19 protein-coding genes are annotated in these 19,841 nt (G+C 54.4%); 5 read left to right on the top strand and 14 right to left on the bottom strand.

The window, feature by feature from the left end:
• Positions 1 to 73: 73 nt before the first annotated feature.
• The 5 genes from EDM21_RS23485 to EDM21_RS23465 all read right to left on the bottom strand — a co-directional run bounded on the left by EDM21_RS23485 (position 74) and on the right by EDM21_RS23465 (position 3,438).
• Positions 74 to 307: a hypothetical protein gene (locus tag EDM21_RS23485; RefSeq protein ID WP_157338808.1), complete on the bottom strand. Its 234-nt coding sequence runs from the start codon at positions 305 to 307 to the stop codon at positions 74 to 76.
• Between the two features lie 159 nt (positions 308 to 466).
• Positions 467 to 1,447: a cysteine synthase A gene (gene cysK / locus EDM21_RS23480; protein ID WP_157338807.1), complete on the bottom strand. Its 981-nt coding sequence runs from the start codon at positions 1,445 to 1,447 to the stop codon at positions 467 to 469.
• A gap of 35 nt (positions 1,448 to 1,482) precedes the next feature.
• Positions 1,483 to 2,046 (bottom strand): OsmC family protein, encoded by a 564-nt coding sequence (locus EDM21_RS23475; protein WP_157338806.1) that lies wholly within the window; start codon positions 2,044 to 2,046, stop codon positions 1,483 to 1,485.
• A gap of 1 nt (position 2,047) precedes the next feature.
• Positions 2,048 to 2,329, bottom strand: coding sequence for a hypothetical protein (locus tag EDM21_RS23470; protein ID WP_157338805.1), 282 nt, complete (start codon positions 2,327 to 2,329; stop codon positions 2,048 to 2,050).
• A 23-nt stretch (positions 2,330 to 2,352) separates the two neighbouring features.
• Positions 2,353 to 3,438, bottom strand: a complete 1,086-nt coding sequence (locus tag EDM21_RS23465) for an ABC transporter substrate-binding protein (RefSeq protein WP_157338804.1) — start codon at positions 3,436 to 3,438, stop codon at positions 2,353 to 2,355.
• Positions 3,439 to 3,885: 447 nt separating this feature from the next.
• Here EDM21_RS23465 and EDM21_RS23460 point away from each other — a divergent pair, with 447 nt between their 5' ends.
• From EDM21_RS23460 to EDM21_RS23445, 4 genes are all read left to right on the top strand, one after another.
• Positions 3,886 to 4,890: an ABC transporter permease gene (locus EDM21_RS23460; RefSeq protein ID WP_157338803.1), complete on the top strand. Its 1,005-nt coding sequence runs from the start codon at positions 3,886 to 3,888 to the stop codon at positions 4,888 to 4,890.
• Positions 4,884 to 5,654: an ABC transporter ATP-binding protein gene (locus tag EDM21_RS23455; RefSeq protein WP_157338802.1), complete on the top strand. Its 771-nt coding sequence runs from the start codon at positions 4,884 to 4,886 to the stop codon at positions 5,652 to 5,654. The genes EDM21_RS23460 and EDM21_RS23455 overlap by 7 nt, the downstream gene beginning before the upstream one ends.
• A 99-nt stretch (positions 5,655 to 5,753) precedes the next feature.
• Positions 5,754 to 6,227 (top strand): FixH family protein, encoded by a 474-nt coding sequence (locus tag EDM21_RS23450; protein WP_166542157.1) that lies wholly within the window; start codon positions 5,754 to 5,756, stop codon positions 6,225 to 6,227.
• Positions 6,228 to 6,245: 18 nt separating this feature from the next.
• Entirely contained in the window at positions 6,246 to 6,794 is a 549-nt protein-coding gene (locus EDM21_RS23445) for a TlpA family protein disulfide reductase (RefSeq protein WP_157338800.1), read from the top strand.
• 201 nt (positions 6,795 to 6,995) lie between these two features.
• Here the strand turns inward: EDM21_RS23445 and EDM21_RS23440 are convergent, their stop codons facing one another.
• From EDM21_RS23440 to EDM21_RS23400, 9 genes are all read right to left on the bottom strand, one after another.
• A complete protein-coding gene (locus EDM21_RS23440) occupies positions 6,996 to 7,466 on the bottom strand; it encodes a DinB family protein (protein ID WP_157338799.1) in 471 nt (156 codons plus the stop codon).
• A 16-nt stretch (positions 7,467 to 7,482) separates the two neighbouring features.
• Positions 7,483 to 8,646 (bottom strand): N-methyl-L-tryptophan oxidase, encoded by a 1,164-nt coding sequence (solA, locus tag EDM21_RS23435; RefSeq protein WP_157338798.1) that lies wholly within the window; start codon positions 8,644 to 8,646, stop codon positions 7,483 to 7,485.
• The gene (locus tag EDM21_RS23430) at positions 8,643 to 9,980 is read right to left on the bottom strand and encodes an amidohydrolase (protein WP_157338797.1); all 1,338 of its coding nucleotides are present in this window, start codon (positions 9,978 to 9,980) and stop codon (positions 8,643 to 8,645) included. The genes solA and EDM21_RS23430 overlap by 4 nt, the downstream gene beginning before the upstream one ends.
• A gap of 39 nt (positions 9,981 to 10,019) precedes the next feature.
• The gene (locus EDM21_RS23425; protein WP_157338796.1) at positions 10,020 to 11,132 is read right to left on the bottom strand and encodes an LLM class flavin-dependent oxidoreductase; all 1,113 of its coding nucleotides are present in this window, start codon (positions 11,130 to 11,132) and stop codon (positions 10,020 to 10,022) included.
• 87 nt (positions 11,133 to 11,219) lie between these two features.
• Positions 11,220 to 11,972 carry an amino acid ABC transporter ATP-binding protein gene (locus EDM21_RS23420; protein WP_157338795.1) on the bottom strand — a complete coding sequence of 251 codons (753 nt, stop codon included), beginning with the start codon at positions 11,970 to 11,972 and terminating at the stop codon, positions 11,220 to 11,222.
• Positions 11,973 to 12,025: 53 nt separating this feature from the next.
• The gene (locus tag EDM21_RS23415; RefSeq protein ID WP_157338794.1) at positions 12,026 to 12,565 is read right to left on the bottom strand and encodes a GNAT family N-acetyltransferase; all 540 of its coding nucleotides are present in this window, start codon (positions 12,563 to 12,565) and stop codon (positions 12,026 to 12,028) included.
• Positions 12,566 to 12,837: 272 nt separating this feature from the next.
• Complete coding sequence (locus EDM21_RS23410) at positions 12,838 to 13,971, bottom strand: response regulator (RefSeq protein ID WP_157338793.1); 1,134 nt, start codon at positions 13,969 to 13,971, stop codon at positions 12,838 to 12,840.
• 10 nt (positions 13,972 to 13,981) lie between these two features.
• Complete coding sequence (locus EDM21_RS23405; protein ID WP_157338792.1) at positions 13,982 to 17,080, bottom strand: hybrid sensor histidine kinase/response regulator; 3,099 nt, start codon at positions 17,078 to 17,080, stop codon at positions 13,982 to 13,984.
• Positions 17,081 to 17,353: 273 nt separating this feature from the next.
• Positions 17,354 to 18,451, bottom strand: coding sequence for a suppressor of fused domain protein (locus EDM21_RS23400; RefSeq protein WP_166542156.1), 1,098 nt, complete (start codon positions 18,449 to 18,451; stop codon positions 17,354 to 17,356).
• 138 nt (positions 18,452 to 18,589) lie between these two features.
• On the opposite strand from EDM21_RS23400, the gene EDM21_RS23395 reads away from it, so the two are divergent.
• Positions 18,590 to 19,768 (top strand): DUF4272 domain-containing protein, encoded by a 1,179-nt coding sequence (locus tag EDM21_RS23395; RefSeq protein WP_157338791.1) that lies wholly within the window; start codon positions 18,590 to 18,592, stop codon positions 19,766 to 19,768.
• The last annotated feature ends 73 nt before the right edge of the window (positions 19,769 to 19,841 follow it).

The raw sequence follows: 19,841 nt of genomic DNA, 5'->3' as shown, positions 1-19,841 counted from the left end.
TACCGGCTTGCGCGCCTTTTCTATATCCCTAACGAAATCATTCCCCTACTAAACATCGCAGGCAATCATCGTCCTAGCCGTTCAAATATTGGACGAGCATGCCAATGGCCATCAGAACAAATAGAGTTCCTACACAATAAGCGAACCAGCGGAGAGGTGTTGGCATGCTTTTTAAATCGACTTTTTTATCGGGGACACCCAGTATTGTGCGGTTATGCTCCGTTGCATCGTTAAAAGATTGAATTTCTGACCGGAGAATTAAATGTTCCTCTTCTTCTTTCGTCTGCTGAGTACCATGCTTTTGCATCGCTGATCCTCCTTATCCCTCACTCCTTTCAAGTATAACAAACTTCTTCCATTCGATATACATTATCTTCCATTCCATTTAATGAACATCATCATAGATATCAATCTGGCAATACTTCAATGCTCCAATGCTGCTGCAATACCGTCAATGCCCGGTAAGTTATTTCACCGCAGGCTCGAACAGCTCCGTGCTCAAATATCTCTCCCCGGTATCCGGGGCGATGCACAGCACTTTCTTCCCCCTGCCGAGCTTCCTCGCAACCTGAATGCCCGCCCAGACGGCCGCCCCTGAAGAAGGTCCGAGAAGCAGACCCTCTTTGCGGACCAGCTCTCTTGCCGTATGATGGGCGTCCTCATCCTCAATCTGCAGCACCTCATCATAAAGAGAGGTATTCAGAATGGACGGGATGAAGCTCGGACTTGTCCCGGGAATCCGGTGCGGGCCGGCCTCTCCTCCGGACAGCAGCGGCGAGCAGCTGGATTCCACCACAATAATCTGCAAGTCCGGCAGCTTCTCTCGCAGCGCCTCCCCCGTGCCCGTAATCGTACCGCCGGTACCGGATGTAGAAACGAATGCATCCAATCTGCCATCCATCTGCTCCCAAATTTCCAGTGCCGTTGTAAACCGGTGGATATCCGCATTCCCCCTGTTATCGAACTGGACAGGGACGAAGCTGCCGGGAATACGGCTCTCCAGTTCCTTTGCCCGGCGGAGTCCTCCCTCAATCTTCTCATCGGCCGGATATAGGACGACCTCCGCCCCGTAAGCCTTCAGCAGCTTCACACGCTCCACTGACATATTATCCGACATGATCACGACCAGCCGGTAGCCTCTTGCCGCCGCCACGATCGCCAGCCCGATCCCGGTATTCCCGCTGGTCACTTCAATAATGGTGCCGCCGGGATGCAGCCTTCCTTCCCGCTCGGCCTGCTCGATCATATAGCGTGCCGCCCGGTCCTTCACACTTCCGCCGGGGTTGAAATATTCCAGCTTCACATACAGGTCTGCATCGTCCTCCCCAAGGAGGCGCCTGATCTTCACGGCGGGAGTGTCCCCGATCAGTTCCAGAACACTGCCAGCCAGCCTGGAACTCAAACCTAGCACGGAAGGAGTTCCGGCAGGCAGAATCTGCTTCCTCATCTGCTCTCCTCCTTTTCCTCCAAATGGGTCTATTCTCAGGATTCGACGGTAATTTCCTTCGCTTGCCCGCTGCCGGCCGTATGTAGAATACGCCCCGTGATTTTCTGCGGATTGGCCAACAAATTCAGGATGGGGCACACCTTCTCCACCGCCTCATAGAGCTCCGTAATCTCTTCCTCCGATGCAGGAGATTCGATGTGCAGCGTATAGCGCAGATTGTGCGGCCAGAATGGAATCTCCTCATAGCCGGGTTTGCCCGCGTATTTGTGCTGGTCACCCTCGACTTCTACCTCGAGCGAATCCAGCTGAACCCCCCGGATCGCCGCTTGTATGAGGGTGATGTGAGTCAGGCAGCTGCCCAGAACACCGAGCTGCAGCTCCGGAGAACTCGGCCCGAGATCATACCCGGCGTAATCCGGAGGGCTGTCGCTGATGATCTGGAAATTCCGGATGCGGATTTCACGGATTCCGCTCCGGTCCTTAGCGCTCACGCGTGCCTTCAGCACCTCCGATGGAACATGGGAATTCCGGTGGCGCTCTTCTTCGCGCTTATCAATCGCTTGTTTTTTGGCGGCCAAGTAATCGTTTAATCCGCTCATACTATTCTCCTTCCGCTCTATCATCCGCAGATTCTTCGGACGGGCTGCCTGCATCTGGCTGCCCGGCAAAGGTAATGTTCGTCCATCCCGCCGGTACCGCTCCGACGCCCTCGGCGTCCGGCGCTGCGCTGCCTCCGGCAGTCCCGGCAGCCGGAAGATGGCAGGACGGCAGCTCCTGCTGAGTCCGGGTTCCCTCCGCCTGTGCTGAACCCGGTGAGTAGGCGGTATGACTCAGAAGCGCCCATCCAAGAAGCAGGGCGGCCGGTACTTTGGTCATTCTCAAGTCAAGCACCTCCATCCGTCTGCTTATTTGCCGTTATAATCCGGTATGGCCTTGAAAATAAGCCGTTCTGCCAAAGCTTTCTCGTCCGTGGCTGCATCGAGAATCCCCTGTTCTTTCTGCTCTTTAATAAAGAAATTCGCATTCTCTATCGCATTGTTCACACCCGGTCTCCACACGTAATTGTTAAGCAGTCTCTCATTGGTAGCGACATCCGCCCCGACAAATTTGTTGTCCACCTCAAGCTGGGCGACCTCCTTCTGGTGAGTGCCTACATACTCGGCCGCCTTCAGCATGGCCCGGGTATATGCCGCAGCCTTCTCCGGGTCTTTCTTGGCCAATTCGCCGCTGACAAAAGCGTAGCAGCAGAATCCCGATTTGTAAGGCTCGTCACTGGCATTGCTGAGCAGGAGCGTATAATCCTTCTCATTAATGGCTTTCTCCCCCACCGGATCCCAGACGATAAACGCATCAATTTCTCGTTTCTCCGCTGCCGTAACCAGCTGATCGGACGGGTATACCCGCCACTGCACATCCTTCTTCGGATCAATACCATGCTTCTTCAGCTCAATCGACAGGGTAATCATAGGACCCCCGCCGATCACATCGACACCGACTGTTTTTCCTTTGAGATCCTTAACGGCCTTTACATTGGAGTTCTTGGGAGCAACCGCTTGTATGCAGCCTGCGTGCAGGCCGCCGGTCAGCTTAACGTCCAGTCCCTGCTCGGCAGGCTTAAACCAGGAGAAGTTCCCCTGGGTTCCGTCTATTTTACCCGTTGCGATCCCGTTCTTCAGCGTGTTGAAATCCATTTTGGTCATCTGGGGATCGAGCCCCTCGGCTTCGAAGAAGCCTTTCTTCCAAGCTACGAAAGTAGGCGCATCGCATGTTCCCCCGGAATAAGCCACATTAATTTTGTTTCCGGTTTTGAAAGCAGCTTTCTTGACGGCGGGGTCTTGCGAAGAGCTTCCTGACGGTGCTCCACCCCCAGCGGTTGTGGCCGCAGGTTCCGGAGTACCAGCCGCTTTCTCTGCCGGTTTGTTGGAACAGCCCGTCGTTAAGCTGACTGCCATAATCACGGATACCGCGCCGATTAACGTTAATTTTTTCATCCCAATCCACTCCCGTCCGTACATATTCAGTGATCCGATCCGCAACTTCTGATTCAGGCTGCCATTCCGATTCTCAGGTGCAGTTCACAAGCTTTCTAACCTCCTCCCAGCCGTAAAATAGCCATAAAAAAAACTAAACACGTTCTTTCCCAGGGGAAGGATCGCGTTTAGTTTCCAGATAACCGGTCAACTAATTCCGAGTAAACCTATTAAGTTTATTCACTTTATGATATGGAAAATATTAGGTTCTATATGTAAATTTGTCAAGCTCTCTTTTTTAATTCTTTTTCCATTGACACCGATATCCTTAAATGGTAAATTCAACCTAATCTTATCGGATTAATCTAGTTTGTGTTTACTGGTCCACTGGAGACACATGCCCATTATGAATGCGGCTGTGTCTTTTTCTTTATCTATACCTGATATACCTGAAGGAGGCCCATTCCAATGAGTTTGTATTCCGCTGAGAAGGCAGTTCTTCCTCATTCACATGTATCCAGCCCCAGCTGGTTATGGACCTGGCAGACCCTGCTGCCCGTTCTGATCACCGGCGCTTCTTTCTTTGTGCATCTGGGTCTGCCAGACAAACAGCCTGCGGCAAGCAATGGAGTTTATACCGGACTGCTTGCCTTGTTCCTCCTCATCTATGCAGCGCTGATCGCCGGAGGAGTCCTGCGCCCCGCCCTCGGGCGCAGGCTCCGGGAGCAGGCGCCGCTCGTAACGCTGGTTCTTGTACTGCTCGGCATCTGGCAGCTCTTGACCCAGAAGCTGGATCTCTTCCCGATGCCGTATTTCCCGTCTCAGGTCAAGATTCTGGATGCTCTAATCGGTGAAGCCTCAAGCCTGGCCGTCAGCACACTTTATTCTTTCCGCCTGCTCGCCATCGGGTATATCATCGGTACGGTCCTGGGCCTTGCGACCGGCATTCTGATGGGCTGGTATCACCGGTTCCGCTACTGGGTGAACCCCTTCCTGCGGGTGCTCGGCCCGATCCCGTCGACAGCCTGGATTCCGATCGTGCTGGTGATCTTCCCTACGAGTTTCTCCGCCAGCGTCTTCCTGATCGTCCTGGCCGTCTGGTTTCCCGTCACGGTTATGACATGGACAGGAATAGCCAATGTGAATAACTCCTTCTTCGAAGTAGCCAGAACCCTCGGTGCGGGCGAAAGCTATCTGATCCGCAAAGTAGCCATCCCGGCAGCATTTCCGCAAATCTTTATCGGTCTGTTCATGGGAACAGGCACCTCTTTCGTCACCCTGATCGTTGCGGAAATGCTCGGAGTTAAGGCAGGTCTCGGTTTCTATATCACCTGGGCGCAGGGCTGGGGCGAATACTATAAGGTGTATGCCGCTCTGTTCATTATGGCGCTGCTGTTCTCCGGCATCATTACGCTGCTGTTCAAATTCAAAGATAAAGTGCTCATCTGGCAGAAAGGATTGATCAAATGGTAACAACCGCTGAAGTGGAGGGCCGGATTGCCATCCGGGAGGTCAGCCGTATTTTCCTGGATACGGAAGAGAAAGCCGTCACCGCTCTTCAGAACGTTAACCTGGATATCCATCCGGGTGAGTTTGTATCGCTGATCGGCCCCAGCGGCTGCGGGAAGTCTACGCTGCTGAGGCTTATAGCCGGTCTTGACCAGCCTACCTCAGGGGATCTGCTGCTCGACGGGGAGCCCATCCGCCATCCCCACTATACCCGGGGGCTGGTTTTCCAGGACCCGACCCTTTTTCCATGGAAAAATGTATGGGACAACGTGGCCAGCGGCCTCGAAGCCAGAGGAATCGTGAAGGAGCTTGCTTCCGAGGTGGATACATATATCGAACTGGTAGGATTAAAAGGCTTCGAAAAGGCGTACCCGCACACCCTCTCCGGGGGGATGGCCCAGCGGGCTGCACTGGCCCGGGCGCTGGTCAACCACCCGAAGGTCTTGCTGCTGGATGAACCTCTCGGGGCTCTGGATGCTTTTACAAGAATGAATTTACAGGATGAGATGATCCGGATCTGGCGGGAGCGCGGCACCACGATGGTGTTCGTCACCCATGATATCGATGAGGCCGTCTACATGAGCGACCGGGTCATTGTCATGACGCCCAGACCTGCCGAAATCCGCGAGATACTGGAGATCCGGCTCCCCCGTCCCCGCCAGCGCAACAGCCCGGAATTTTTCCGTTACCGTTCCGAAATTCTGGAGATTCTTCATTTGCTCCCATAAACAGCTTTATACACGCTGTACGTTTACGGCCGGTATTTACGTTTTATCACAACGGACTGGATTCGCATTTTTCAGTTTTTAAAGAAATGAGGCTAAATGGTGCCCCGTCATTCACGAGATTACTATACAGGAAGCACATATTGGAACAGATTCCGGAAGCCGATCGGAATAGCCCGGCTCTTTAGTCTTCTGCTGCTTCTGACAGCTATGCTTCCTGCCTGCGGCAAACCCGGAACCGCCTCTTACAGCGCAGAAAGTCCCGCGCCGGAGAGCGAAGAGCTCACGATTACGTTCTCCACTATCCCTCAGACAATTACGGCCAATCAGACGGCTCAATTAACTGCGAAGATCACCCGGGGAAGCACGCCCATTAAGGACGCTTCAGTCGGCTTTGAGATCTGGAGACAAGATGAACCGGACGGGGAACATCTGCAGCAGGCGGCGGAGCCCGATAACCAAGGAAGCTACCGCCTGAAGGGCTCCTTTACCGACAAAGGAGCTTACTCGGTTGTTATCCATGTAACGACCGCCCAGACGCATGAAATGAAAATGGAATCGTTCGAGGTTCATTAGAAGGAGATGAGATCCGGCATGAAAGCACAAGCCCAGTGGGGCATTCTAACCGCAGTCCTCCTGCTGGCCGGCCTATGCTTGTATCAGCAGCCGGTTCGGCTGAGTGGAGCCGAGGCAGACTACGGCCCGCAGGTCGGTCTTCTTGCTCCTGAATTCTCGCTCGCCGGGCAGGATCAGAAGACCTATAACCTGGAGCAGTATCGCGGCAAACCGGTCATTATTAACTTCTGGGCATCCTGGTGCGCTCCTTGCAAGGAGGAAGCTCCCGCTCTCGCCAAGCTGCATGACCGATACGGATCAGACGTTCAGATCCTGGCCGTTAACCTCACCTTGATGGATTCCCCCGAGAAAGCGCAGGCCTTCAGCACACACTACGGATTCAAGTTCCCCGTCCTGCTCGATACGGAAGGGGATGCCTCAGCCGCCTACCGGATTCAGCCTATCCCCTCCACTTTTTTCGTAGATAAGAACGGGAAGGTGACGGGCACCGTTCTCGGAGTTCTCGATGAGCAGGGCTGGGAGGAGCAGACCCGGCTGCTGCTGAGCGCTAATCAGGCGCTCCAATGAGATGTTATCCCCCCGCTAAGAAGCACCAAACTTATTCTTAACGCGGCATGACGCGGCCGTGCTCAAGGCTGGTGCTGCACAAACTAACCCCGCTTTTAAACTTCCAAGCATACACTGCGAACGCTAAAAAGCAAGCTTTCACGGCTTTGCCCGGAAAGCTTGCTCTTTGTATTTTGTAAGAAAGCAGCACACTATCGATAATCAGACCGGCACATAAGCCGATTTATTGCGCTCGATTTGTCCCAGATGCTTGCCGACATGATTCGTAAATGCCTCCACAAACCACCCGACAGTGACGGGATTCCCGCGGAAATCACTCGTTTTCTCCCAATCTTCTTTAGACAGCCGGTAGAACAAGAAACTGTTGTATCGCAGCAGGGCATCGAATAGATCCAGATATTCAGAAGCATCCCCCTCGTTCGCCTTCTGCCCGCCCACCCATTCATCCTGGTTAAAGGACGGCAGCGGCTTATCGGAACCTGCAAGGATTTCACGAATCCGGAAGGTCACAATCAAATTGTGGTCGGCCAGATGAGCCAGCACCTCCGTGATGCTCCATTTGTCCGGTGCGGGCTTCCAAGTCAGCTGCTCCTCGCTTAATCCTTCAATCGCTTCCTTCAATTGTGCATAAGTAGCCAGATAACGTCCGATATCCACAACCGTTTCACTCATCGCACTTCCTCCTTTTTCAGATGGGCTGAGGCACGCAGGCCCCTGCCCCAAACCTCGATAATGCAAAAGGCTCCAGATTGAGACTAGAACGTCCGTAAAGGATCAGCTCGGTCAGAATCTCTCCCACGACACTCGAAAACTTAAAGCCATGCCCGGAAAAACCGCCCGCCAGAAGAACATTCGGATGCAACGGATGCCGGTCTATAATAAAATCATCGTCCGGCGTCAGCTCATATTTGCAGACGGCCCCCTTATTGAGGACCCCTGCCGCTTGGGGCATGTAATTCTCAAGGGCAGCCCGAAGGTCTCCCTCATCCTCCGCATAGCGGCCGAAAGGCTCCAGTGCTTCCCCCGCAGTCCAGTCGTGCCCCGTATCGTGCCGCCCGATTTTCAGGCCCGCACCTCCGATACTGGGAAACCCGTAATAAGTGCCCCCGGCATCCGCCAATGTAAAACCCGGAAAAGAACCCGCTTCATACAGCGGGACCAGCGGGTTAAACCAGCCGATGGCTTTGCGGACGGAGCGGACGGGGAGAGTAATGAACGGCTCCAGCGTCCGGAACCATGCGCCCGCACTAAGAATGGCATGCTGGGCATAATAGATGCCATTCTTCGTATGAACAGCTACGCCTCCCTGCCGGACTTCAATCCGGTTCACAGGCGTATATGTCAACAGCTCTGCGCCTGCATCCACAGCGAGCTTGCGCAGCGCCGCAACACACTGCTCGCTGAAGAGGTAGCCCGCATCCGGCTCATACATGCCGGTATAATGCTCGGGCAGCCTGAATCCGGGCCAGCGCCTGCAAATTTCGGCGGCATCCAGCGTTTCGACCGCTACGCCAAACGACCTCGCATCCTTCAACCGAGAAGGGAATTTGAAAGAATCCGCGCTCGCCGCATTGATTACGCCGGAAGCGGCAAACAGCTTCGCCCCTGACTCTTCCTCCAGCTGCTGCCACAGCTGCTGTGCACGCAGCGCCATCTTAATATACGTAGAGCCTCCGCTATAGGCATGTCGGATGAGCCTCGGTTCACCGTGATGGCTCCCCTCACCGTGCGGAGGGTCATACGCGTCAAGCAGCAGCGTGCGCACACCACTGAGAGCAAGGTGGTACCCCGCGCTCATCCCCATGGAGCCTGCACCGACAACGATGACATCGTAAGCGACTCCCGCGATCATCCGCTTGTCCCGGCTCCGGCAGGTCTGGCGGCGCCAGCAGGAGCCCCGGCTGTGCCGGCTTCTACGGAATCCGCCGGTACGACCTGCTCCGCGGCCTTGGGATGCCTGGCGGCCGCAAGCCTCTCAGCCTGCCGGGGCCGCTCTGCTCCGGAAGAACCGACGGGTATGGTCTTCCCCTGCCGGAGCGCCCGCTCGGCCACCCTGGCCAAAAACCGCGCGCTGACCGGCAAAGCGGCTTCATCGAGGTCAAAGGCCGGGTGGTGCCATTCGCGGCTGCCAGCGGTGCCTGCGAACACAAAGAGACCCGGCACCTGCCGCTGGTAGAAGGCGAAGTCCTCTCCGGCAGGTGACGGCACCGGCTTCACCGCTGTGTAGCCCAGACTCGCGGTCTCTTCTTCCGCGAGCTCCGCCAGGCCGGCGTCATTAATGACAGGCGGCGGCCCCTGTACCCAGTGAATGGAAGCCTTCGTGCCGTACGCGGAAGCCACACCTTCGACCACCTCGCGGAACCGCTCCAGCACCCGGAGCCGGACAGGCTCGTCGAAAGTGCGGACCGTGCCTTCGAGTACCGCCTTGTCCGGGATCACATTCCAGGCGGTGCCGCTGTGCAGCTTGGTTACGCTGATGACGGCGCTGTGCAGCGGACTTACGCTGCGGCTGACGATCGCCTGCACGGCCGAGACGATCTGGGCGGCCGCCACGATCGGGTCGATGCCGGCCTCCGGCACCGCGGCATGGGAGCCGAGGCCCGTCAGTTCGACGATGAAGCCATCGGCGGCGGCCATCAGCGGCCCCTCTTTGATGCCGAGTGTTCCCACCGGCAGATCAGGCTTATTGTGCAGGCCGAAGATGGCCTGCACATTCTCCAGGGCGCCGCTGGCGATCACCTTCAGCGCTCCGCTGGCTTTCTCTTCCGCCGGCTGGAACAGGAAGCGGACGGTGCCTTCCAGCTCCTGCTCCCTCTCTTTGAGCAGGTAGGCTGCGCCGATCGCGGACGCCGTATGAAAATCGTGGCCGCACGCATGCATTCTGCCGGGGAACCGGGAGGCGTACGGGAGTCCCGTCTCCTCCTGGATCGGCAGCGCGTCAATATCGGCGCGGACCGCGACGACGGGGCCGGGCTTTACGCCTCCCACTTCCGCAACTAATCCTGTGCGTAGGCTGTACGGCGCAATACGGATGCCCGCTTCCTCCAGCCAGCCCCTGATGGACGCGGTTGTTTCGAATTCTTCATGTGATAATTCCGGATACTGATGCAGATGGCGCCGGATCGAGACCAATTTCGGCAGCAGCTCACTCGCTTCCGGACGCGTAAGTGTGGACTCTCTTCCCATTCTCTTTCGCCTCCTTCTGTTCAGCAGGTCATGCAGCAGCTAGATGACCGGTTCAACGATCCGGTGTTTGCCGCCGCCATCATCCGCTTCTCCCTTACCTGACGACGGGTTCCCTGCCGATACGTTTGCTTCTATTTCATCGCCATTGGACGCGTCGTTGAACGCTTCTTTGAGCAGCTCGAAGGAGCGGAGTCTTCGGTTGAAATCTTCAACTGCCGTGATGACGATAAACTCGTCAACCCCGGTAGCCCGCTGAAGCTCCAGCAGCTCTTTTTTTACTTTCTCTATCGAGCCTTTGGTTACCTGCGGCTCTTTTACTTCAATTGTAAATTTCTCCTTAGACTGACTGCCGAATTCCTGCGCATGCTCCAAGTTGCTTACGGTAATCGTTCTGCCGCTTTCGAGGTGGATTTTGACAAGTTTGTGATCGCCGGCAAGTCTCTGCGCTTCTTCATCGCTTTCGGCGGCGATCACAGAAACGCCCAGAATCGCCTGCGGCTCCGTCCCAAACGCGTCATTGAAATTCGACCGGTAAGCCTGCAAAGCCTGAATGGCCGTATCCGGGTCGCCGTTAATGAATAAAGAAAACACGTAGGGCAAACCAAGCTCTGCCGCGATTTCGGCGCTGGCTGTACTGGTTCCGAGCACATACAGGTCCGCGGGATGATCCGTAACGGGATTGGCCCGCAGTCCGAAGAGCGGATGATCCTCTTCCAGCCGGTTGTGTATGTACTGGCGCAGCTCAGTAATTTTATCCGTAAGAGAAGCCGTGTCCGCTCCGCCCTGCTGCAGTGCCTGAGTCGATCTCGGCAAGCCTCCCGGAGCGCGCCCGATGCCAAGATCAATCCTCCCGGGACCGAGCGAAGCCAGAACGTTAAAATTCTCCGCTACCTTGTAGGGGCTGTAATGCTGCAGCATGACGCCGCCGGACCCGAGCCGGATCCGATCCGTTTTGGCCAACAGATGGGCAATAAGCACTTCGGGAGAGGAACCCGCTACCACACCCGAATCATGGTGTTCGGACACCCAGAAGCGGGTGTAGCCGAGTTCCTCCGCTTTCTGCGCAAGCCGGACGGTTCTCTGAAAGGCCTCCGCAGCCGTTTCACCTTCATAAATCGGGGTCTGATCCAGAATACTTAATTTGATCGCCAACGCGATTCCTCCTGTCTGTTGTTATGCTCCTGCGGCTGCCGCAGCAAACTGCGGCCTTCATTGTCTGTGCGCGCATCGCCCAGCCGCTTAGATCGAGTAATTCAGCTCCGGTGTAATCCGCTTCAGGAACTGCTTCGTCCGCTCTTCCTTCGGTGAATGAAACAACTCGCCCGGCTTCCCTTCTTCGACGATTACCCCGCCGTCCATGAACACGACGTGGTTCGATACTTCGCGGGCAAAGCTCATTTCATGGGTCACGATGATCATCGTGATGCCTTCTTTGGCGATTTTGCGGATCACGGCCAGCACCTCGCCAACCAGCTCAGGGTCCAGAGCGGAAGTAGGCTCATCAAACAAGATAACCTCCGGGTTCAGCACCAGCGCGCGGGCAATGCCGACACGCTGCTGCTGTCCGCCGGAGAGCTGACTCGGATAGGCATCCAGCTTGCCGGACAACCCTACCTTCAGCAGAACCTCTGCGCTTCTGGCCCGGGCTTCTTCTTTGGGCATTTTCTGGGCGACGATCAGCCCTTCCATCACATTCTCCAGAACCGTCTTGTGCTTGAACAAATTGTACTGCTGGAACACCATAGCCGTCTTTCCGCGCAGGGTGTGGATATCTTTTTTGGCGGGACGCTTGCAGTTCACCGTAAAGTCTCCAATCGTCACCTCGCCGCTGGATGGCCTCTCCAGGAAGTTCATGCAGCGCAAGAGAGTCGTTTTGCCGGACCCGCTCGGGCCCAGAATGACGACAACTTCTCCTTTACGCACGGTCAAATCAATGTTTTGCAAGACGAGCTGCTTACCGAATGCTTTGGATATCCCGGCCAGCTTGATCATGCCAGTTCACTCCTTTTCACATAATGGAACAAACGTATACCCGTTTCCGAGAATCAGAATGCGGTAAAAAAAGACGGCCCCTGCAGATGCAGACGGTAACTTTTGACCAGGATGTCCCCGTTATAGAACTCTTTATCCGGCGCACGCTCGAAACCGAGCCTCTCGTACAGACGGATCGCAGGCGCCATCATATCGGACGTATGCAGATGCAGGGTCGCAGATCCCAGTGCCAGAGACCGCCTGACGCTTTCCTTAATCAGCAGCGTTGCAATTCCTCTGCCTCTTGCTCGGGGGGATACGGATAAATACCGGATGATGGGCGTATCAATCTCCAGCTCCGGTCTTCCGTATGCCGCTTCCGATGAGACGAATAGCTGCACGCTGCCCACAATTTGTCCGGCCAGTTCAGCCACGATCCTTGCAACCGGACCCGGGCCTTGAACCGACTGCACAATAGCTTCCCGGTACTGCTGCCATCTGTCTGCAGCCATTTGGCCCGCATACTCCCCATAGGCATCCAGCATAACGGCAAGCACGGCATCGCGGTCTGAATCCGCCGCTTCCCGGACGCATAGGTCCAGCTGGCTTCCCATAGCTGACACGCTCCTTCTGTAACTCCCTGGCATAGATGCCGGCTTCCGGCATATTCAGGCCTATACTCCGCCTTCTCCCAGACAACAAAAAAACCGGAGAGGCCACAGTTTCGCGACTTCCCCGGTTGTCCGGAAGAAAATACATATAATTCAAAGCGGAATAGTAAGTTTTAAACAATGTACCATTTTCAGGGATATTGTTCAACCTTTTTTTATCAAAAAAAAACCCCTATTATTCCCGTAGAATAGTAGAAGGTTATCCGGGCATTCGTTTAGCTCTCCGACGTCAATTTCCGGAAGCATTGTATCGTTTGAGGTGCGGGTGCAACGCCCAAATCCGCATCAAGCAGCTCTTGGAATGATTCATAATGATGGCGAAGCAAGTGCATATCTTTGAGCTGCGCGTAGGCGTGCAGGAAAAGCCGGCAGACCTCATCGGAGTACGGATCTTCTTTCTGCAGGACAGAAAGCCGCTGGATAGCTTCTTTTGCGCGCCCGTGATCCAGATCGTACTCAGCCAGAGCATGAACCAGCTGCACATACCTCTGATGCAGTTCGTCTTTTCTGGGCTGGGCCCAGGAATAATCATGCTCTTCCAGATAGTCCCCCTTATACAGGGCCAGTACCGATTCCGCCTGCTCCCTCTCCTGCTCGGTCCGGATGGGCTCTTCCGATACCCGCTCAAACAGATCGGCGTCCGTCAGCATGCCCTCCTGCTTAAGCCGGTAGCTGTTCAAGCCGAATTCTACGGTGGACAGTACGCCCCATTCCTTAAGCTGCTTGCGTATCTGGTAAATGGAAGTGTGCAGATGGGTCATCGCTTTGTCGGGAGCGTATTCAGGCCAGACCGTATCGAGAATACGGGTTTTGGGCACCCACTGCCCTTTATAATGAAGCAGATAAGCGAACAGTTCCTGTGCCTTGAGCGTTCTCCATTTCTTCGTCCCGCTTGCTTTCGGATCGCCGTAAAGAGGTGTGAGTCTCTGAAAGCTGAGTACTGCCGGCTTGTTCCATTCTTTTCGGGCTGCAGACTTCGGATTTTGCCCTCCCAAGGAATCCTCGATCCTGTCCAGCGTTTTGGCAAAACGGGCCGCATGTACGGGCTTCAGCAGATAATCCAGCGCATAGAGTTCAAATGCCTCAATGGCATGGTCCGAGCTTGCGGTAATGTACACGATCCGCACGTCCCGGTTTAACTGCTGGATCTGTTCCGCCGCTTCCAGACCGTTCATCTCCGGCATCCCGATATCCAGGAACACAATATCCACCGGATGTCCGGACAAATAATCCAGTCCTGCTTTAGCCGAAGTGAATGTGGCCGCTACCCCGATCCGGCCGTCCTGTTCGATTAACCGCTCCAAATGGAGCAATGCCGGTTTTTCATCGTCAATTAAAATGGCTTTCATCGTTTCTTTATTATCCCCCCTTAAGTTTCTTATCGGATTGTACAGGAATTTTTTTAGGAACTTCGAAACTGATCTTCGTCCCTCCGCTTTCTTTACTTTCGATACGAAGACCGTTTCCATAAAGCGTCAGCAGACGCTTGTGAATATTCCGCAGGCCGACTCCCCTATCAGGCAGAGAAACTTCGGACAAAATCTCCTTCATTCGTTCCGGCTTAATTCCGACTCCATCATCCTCTACCACGACTTTTACGCTCTCCCGGGTCTCCGATATATGCAGGGTGATCGTGCCTCCGCTTGACTTCTGCATAATACCGTGCCGGACCGCATTCTCTACGATCGGCTGGATACTCAGTGGAGGGATCTGCGCATGGCCGCTGCCGTCCGCATCGATAACAACCTGAAGACGTTCGTCGAAGCGGGCTTTCTCGATAGCCAGATAAGACTTCACCAGATCCAGCTCCCTGGCGACCGAGGTCAGACGGTCCCGGTTCTGGAAATCGAATGAGCTCCGCAAGTATTGGCTAAGCTCAATGAGAAGATCGGTTCCCTTCATAGGGTCCACCGGGCAGATGGCGATAATCGTATTGAGCGCATTGTACAGAAAATGCGGTTTAATCTGGGCCTGCAGAAAAGCCATCTCCGTCTGAATGGTGGTCCGGATGGATTTGCGCAGTTCGAGCAGGGTGCGCACCCGCGCCCGCAGTTCTCCCGCATCCACCGGTTTACTGAGGAAATCATTGATGCCCGCCTGGAAACCGGCCTGGATATCCTCCGTCAAGCTTCTTGCCGTTATGAGAAGAATCGGCAGTTCGAACGGCAGATACCTCTCCCGGATCTTACGGCTCAGTTCAAGCCCCGACATTCCCGGCATCATCCAGTCCGAGATGACCAGATCTATGCTCGGATTGCGGAAGATTTCTTCAAGTGCTTCTTGTCCGTTATCGACAGCGATCACTTCGTAATTCTCAAGCGAGAGCAGATTAATCAGTACATGCAGGTTAATCCGGTCATCGTCCACGATCAGTACCGTATATTCCGCTTCCTCTGCCGGATGTACCGCAGGACCCAGGAATTCATCGGGGAACAGGACAACCGGTTTATCCCGTGCATCCATCTCAGGCCATGAGGTTCCTTCTATAGAAGGAAGCGTGAAGTGGAACACGGAGCCGATCCCGGGCTCTGACTCTACCCAGATCGTGCCCCCGTTGAGTTCAACGAGTTTTTTGGTAATGCTCAGCCCCAGACCCGTTCCTTCATACTGACGGTGAACGGCAGAACCGGACTGGTCATACGATTTGAAGATATGCCGGAACCGTTCCCTTCTGATTCCGATTCCCGTGTCCGCTACCGAAATCACAACCTGTTTCCTGTCTGTACGGGCGCTTAGGCGAACTTCCCCCTGACTGGTGAACTTCAGAGCATTCCCGAGCAGATTATACAAAATCTGGCGCAGCCGGTCTTCATCGGTATCAAGCAGCGGAAGTCCCTCCGGTAGATCCAGTACAAGCCGGATATCCTTCTTGCCCGCCGTGTACCCGATTACTTCCATGACCGATTGGGCGGCCGAATTCAGATCGACGGCTTTACGCTGAAGCTTGATGTCACCCTTGCGCAGCTTGGAGAAATCAAGAATATCGTTGACCAGCGACGAGAGGCGCTTGCCTGTGGAGACGACCATCGCCAGATTGCGCTTCTGCGGCTCGCTTAGCTCCCCGCTTGAGCCCGCGATCATCGCTTCCGCCAGATTCACGATCCCGTTGAGCGGGGTTCTAAGCTCATGGGAAGTGCTCGCCATGAACTCATCTTTCATCCCATCCAGCGTGAGCAGCTTGTCCGACAATTGTTCCACCTCGTGGAACGCCGTTGCAAAACGCTTCGCAAGCAGCAGCACCTGGGCACTGACGAACAGCAGCATTTCATAATGGATGACCGCTCTCCCCTGCATCCATCCGATCAGATTCAGCAGATTAATAACGATGATGACCAGGATGCTCTGGATACTCATCCACATCAGAAAGCTGCCGGAATCCCGCCGGAACGTACTTTTAAGCAGGGCGTACAGCACATAACATACACTTATAAACCCGTATAATAGCAGCGGTACTTCCAATCTGGAGAAAATAAGGGGCGGCAGCAGGAGTGAAATCAGCACTTGAATAACGGTGCTCGCTTCCGAGAGCCTCAGCACCGCCCGGTGAACTACCCCCGGCAGCGAAACAGCCACATAACGGAGAAGAAAGAAATAAATAAAGGAAGAGGAGAGCAGCTGGATTTTCAAAAAAAGCTCATAAGACATACCCGGAAGGGCGGCAGCCATGAGCTTTTCCCCCTGCGTCAGCACATAGATAAAGGCAGACAGGCAGAACAAGCCGAGATAGAGCAGCGAGCGCTCCTTCTTGCGCAGATTAAACAGAACGAAAAAATAAAGCGCAGGGATTAAGTAGGCTGCCAGAATGACAAGATCGCCCAGCAGGGCAAACTCCCTGTTATGAATAATCGACTGCTGGTCGCCGAACATGACCGTATAGATCATCCCACCGGATGAATAGCTGAAATTCGATACCTGAACGATAAGCTCCACCGTATCCCCGCTTACGGAAGCAAAGCCGGTGTACGGAACGTTCTCAGGTACAGTGGTCTCCGCCGACTGTCCGGGAATCCCTCCCGTTCCGACATCCTGGCCGTTGATGAATATGCGGTTGGCTGTCCGGATATTGGTGGTACGGATTCCGTATACCGCTTGTTCCTGATGGCTTACCCGGATACGCAGGCGATAGGTCCCGTATCCGGTTGCCTCATATTCTCCGCTGGCCGATACATAATCGTTCCAACGGCCGGGCACCTGCACCAGCGCTGTCGGCACCGGCGGTTCTCCTCCCTGCCTGAGCCGGAAATCTTCGGGTGTCAGCAGCCGGTCTCTGTAGAACTCCCATTCCCCGCTTAGTTTCACCGCTCCCTTGTCCTTGAAGTTCCAACTGCTCAGATCCAGGAACCCTTCGCTGGAAACCAGCCTGTTACGGTCCGACTCCACCGTTGTTATAAACCAATAGACAGGCATCAGGATAAACAAGATGAGACTTGTTATCATCAGAAGCCGGCTTTTTCTCATATCAGATCTCCCCTGCCTAACGTATCACGCTGTCAAAATTTGAAATTATATGTCGAATTTTCAGATTGGATATATTCGCCGCACCGGGGCATCCCTCCTTCTGAAAACTTTCTATTTCTTTGAAAAAACTGTGCGGCAGAAACAAAATAAAGGCATCTCCTAAGAGACACCTTAATTAATGTTCCGGTTTCTGTTGCTGTTGCTGCACCGTTCCTGCTGCGGTTCCTGCTGCTGTTACCATTCCTGCTTCTTATTCTGCTTCTGCCGGGCTCCTTAGTCCTTTGAAACGGGCATGAACTTAGGAGTACCGTCAAAAATCCAAAGCTTGGCGCTTCCCGCCCGCTTCATTAAATCCTCAGAACTGAATTCTTCCGCATGCCGCCTTTCTGCGGCCGTGATCGGTACGAGCCACAGTACGTTTACTCTTTCGTTAGTCAAGTTAGGATAGTCCATCTGCGGCGCATCCGCCGGTCTGGTCATCAGCACATAATCGAAAGCAGAATCGATTGAACTGATTTCTTCACACGGAATGGTGTGTCCTTCGGCCAGAAAGGTCATATGAGACCAAGGCAGATTCGTTTGGGCGCTTATATATTGAAGCAGCTTCATTTCATTGCGGGACAACCACTCTTCTTCGATCGCAAAAGCTAGCTCGAACCGCCTCAGCTGCTCCGGCGTTTCGGAGTACAGCTCCACTTTGGGCTGTGGCGCTATCGAGGCTCCGATGGTAAAGACGTAGACGATTCCATCCCTGGCCTTGGTTTTAACCAGTGCCTTGGGCGGCCAGTTCCCTCCATCAATCGCATAATACGTATCCACAGGCGCTGCACAGGACTCGATCCGCTGGATAAACTGCTCCTGGAGCCGGGGCCAGGGATTATCTTCCCAGCTCTGCCAGAATTCCAAGGCCGCCTTTACTCTCTCATGCAGGACATTGCTGTCCGGCGTTCCGAGTGGAAGACACAGATCCGATACTTCCGTGCAATCTCTGGCGTAACCCGGAAATCTCTCTTCTCCGGATTGTCCCGCCCAGCCTGGGATCACACTGAGAATCTCTCCCTCATAGAGCAGGGCCGCCGCATCGCCTTCCTCGAACCAGACGAGGGACAGCCGCTGCGGATCAAGCCGCTCTGCACCCTCGGGATGTGCGCAGAAGTCCGCCGGCAGCATGGGAGCATGTCCCTCCTCCATAGCTGCTGCGTTTATCTCCCCCGGAGCTGCGCCATAATTGCGGACCCAGCAAGAGCGAATAGATGCATGCTCCTGTCCCGGATAATCCCACAAATAGAAATGCACACTATTCTCATCTTCTTCAACGAAGGCCTGGATATTGCATAAGGGGGAAAATTCCTCCAGCAAAACATTCGGCACTTTTCTTCACCTCTCTAGTAACGTTCTATCATCTGCATCTCTGCTCCATTTACCATACCCTATTTTACATGCCGAAGAAAATTCAGTAGGATAGGAAAGATTCTGTACACTATATCCCAGCAGCGAGGTGTCGTTAACTTGAAGCAGTGCACAATGTATGTATCTATCCAAGATACCGGCAAAATCATGGAGGCCATTGCCGCAGCGTTCCGGGACGGAACCCCCAGGTTGTCGGATGACCGGAGTCAACTGACGGTGACCTACAAGAAGCTGTTTGCCAAGCACACCCTTACCTTTACCTTAATGACTTCAGAGAGCCATCCGGCGGAATTCGAAGACATGCTTAAAGGCATGTACGCATTCTATTACCCGGTCGAAACCGATCATCCTCACATCAAAGAAAAGCTGCTTATGCAGATTACCGCGCTCAATTCCGCTGTTGGCCTTGTATCCAGTAAAGAGCTGGACCCGGATACGATGGACAAAGTATGGACCGCCGCTGCCGAAGTAAACGGGCTCATCTTCTTTCCTTCGGGAGCCATCCTTACACAGGGCAAACTGCTTATGAACCCTGAAGGTGAATCCGAGCTGGACGATTATCAAGTTACGGTTAGTTCCGGTCTGATCGACGGGCATATTCTCGTAACGGAGGCGGGAGAAGCCCGCAAACGCCGCAGCATGGAGCTGTTGAAGGAGCAAGGCGTGCCCGCTATCCCGCATTTGCCTGTTCTTCCGGGAGATGAGCACATCACCATACGGACCAGGGAAGAGATTGCCAGGCGGGCCGTTGCCTTGTGCATCCTTGCCATGTATGGCGCCAGCTTTTCCTCCGAAGAAGTGGATGTCGGAGAGGAGAAAGCTTTTACGGCCCGTTTGATCGGACTCTACCAGGCCGATGATTTCTTCACCCCGCGAGAACAAGAATTTCTGGCCCGGGAGCACCCCGGTCTGACCGACGCCGTCCAATTTGCCTGGATGTATGAATGCTACTGGGTGCTTTTGTGGGCGCTTGGCTATGTAGAAGAGCTGCAATTCCCCGGGGAAATCTGCGACGTACAGACTGCGGTGGATATTCTGCGGGAGTCTGGACACTATGACGGCTTTGCAGAGAATGCCCGTATACGGACCAGGCAAGAAATTCTGGATGAAGCCGATCTGATTTACCGCTATGACTGGGCGTGCGTCAATGCGAGAGTGAACGGTGAGCCTGCTCCGGCCGGATTGAATGACGAGGTTGTCATCGAAAGACACCGTGCTCTTAACTGGCTCATCCGCTACATGGATGCGGATTGGGATGACGTGAGGACCGACACCTGATTTTTTCATTTTTTCACATCAAAAAAGCAAAAGCAATCCGCACATGAAGGTGCTTCCTGCTCCTGCTTTCTAT

Origin of the sequence: Paenibacillus lutrae (genome assembly GCF_009757775.1) — a bacterium.
Taxonomy (GTDB): Bacteria; Bacillota; Bacilli; order Paenibacillales; family NBRC-103111; genus Paenibacillus_F; species Paenibacillus_F lutrae.
The sequence above is the reverse complement of the archived record's forward strand: the minus strand, read 5'-3'. Positions and strand labels throughout refer to the sequence as shown.

Bases quoted from the DNA above. Each gene is read 5' to 3' on its own strand.
- EDM21_RS23440 (WP_157338799.1), bottom strand. From the start codon at position 7,466: ATGAGTGAAACGGTTGTGGATATCGGACGTTATCTGGCTACTTATGCA.
- EDM21_RS23430 (WP_157338797.1), bottom strand. From the start codon at position 9,980: ATGGGAAGAGAGTCCACACTTACGCGTCCGGAAGCGAGTGAGCTGCTG.
- EDM21_RS23420 (WP_157338795.1), bottom strand. From the start codon at position 11,972: ATGATCAAGCTGGCCGGGATATCCAAAGCATTCGGTAAGCAGCTCGTC.
- EDM21_RS23460 (WP_157338803.1), top strand. From the start codon at position 3,886: ATGAGTTTGTATTCCGCTGAGAAGGCAGTTCTTCCTCATTCACATGTA.
- EDM21_RS23465 (WP_157338804.1), bottom strand. From the start codon at position 3,438: ATGAAAAAATTAACGTTAATCGGCGCGGTATCCGTGATTATGGCAGTC.
- EDM21_RS23445 (WP_157338800.1), top strand. From the start codon at position 6,246: ATGAAAGCACAAGCCCAGTGGGGCATTCTAACCGCAGTCCTCCTGCTG.
- EDM21_RS23485 (WP_157338808.1), bottom strand. From the start codon at position 307: ATGCAAAAGCATGGTACTCAGCAGACGAAAGAAGAAGAGGAACATTTA.
- EDM21_RS23475 (WP_157338806.1), bottom strand. From the start codon at position 2,046: ATGAGCGGATTAAACGATTACTTGGCCGCCAAAAAACAAGCGATTGAT.
- EDM21_RS23415 (WP_157338794.1), bottom strand. From the start codon at position 12,565: ATGGGAAGCCAGCTGGACCTATGCGTCCGGGAAGCGGCGGATTCAGAC.
- EDM21_RS23455 (WP_157338802.1), top strand. From the start codon at position 4,884: ATGGTAACAACCGCTGAAGTGGAGGGCCGGATTGCCATCCGGGAGGTC.
- EDM21_RS23405 (WP_157338792.1), bottom strand. From the start codon at position 17,080: ATGAGAAAAAGCCGGCTTCTGATGATAACAAGTCTCATCTTGTTTATC.
- cysK (WP_157338807.1), bottom strand. From the start codon at position 1,447: ATGAGGAAGCAGATTCTGCCTGCCGGAACTCCTTCCGTGCTAGGTTTG.
- EDM21_RS23410 (WP_157338793.1), bottom strand. From the start codon at position 13,971: ATGAAAGCCATTTTAATTGACGATGAAAAACCGGCATTGCTCCATTTG.
- solA (WP_157338798.1), bottom strand. From the start codon at position 8,646: ATGATCGCGGGAGTCGCTTACGATGTCATCGTTGTCGGTGCAGGCTCC.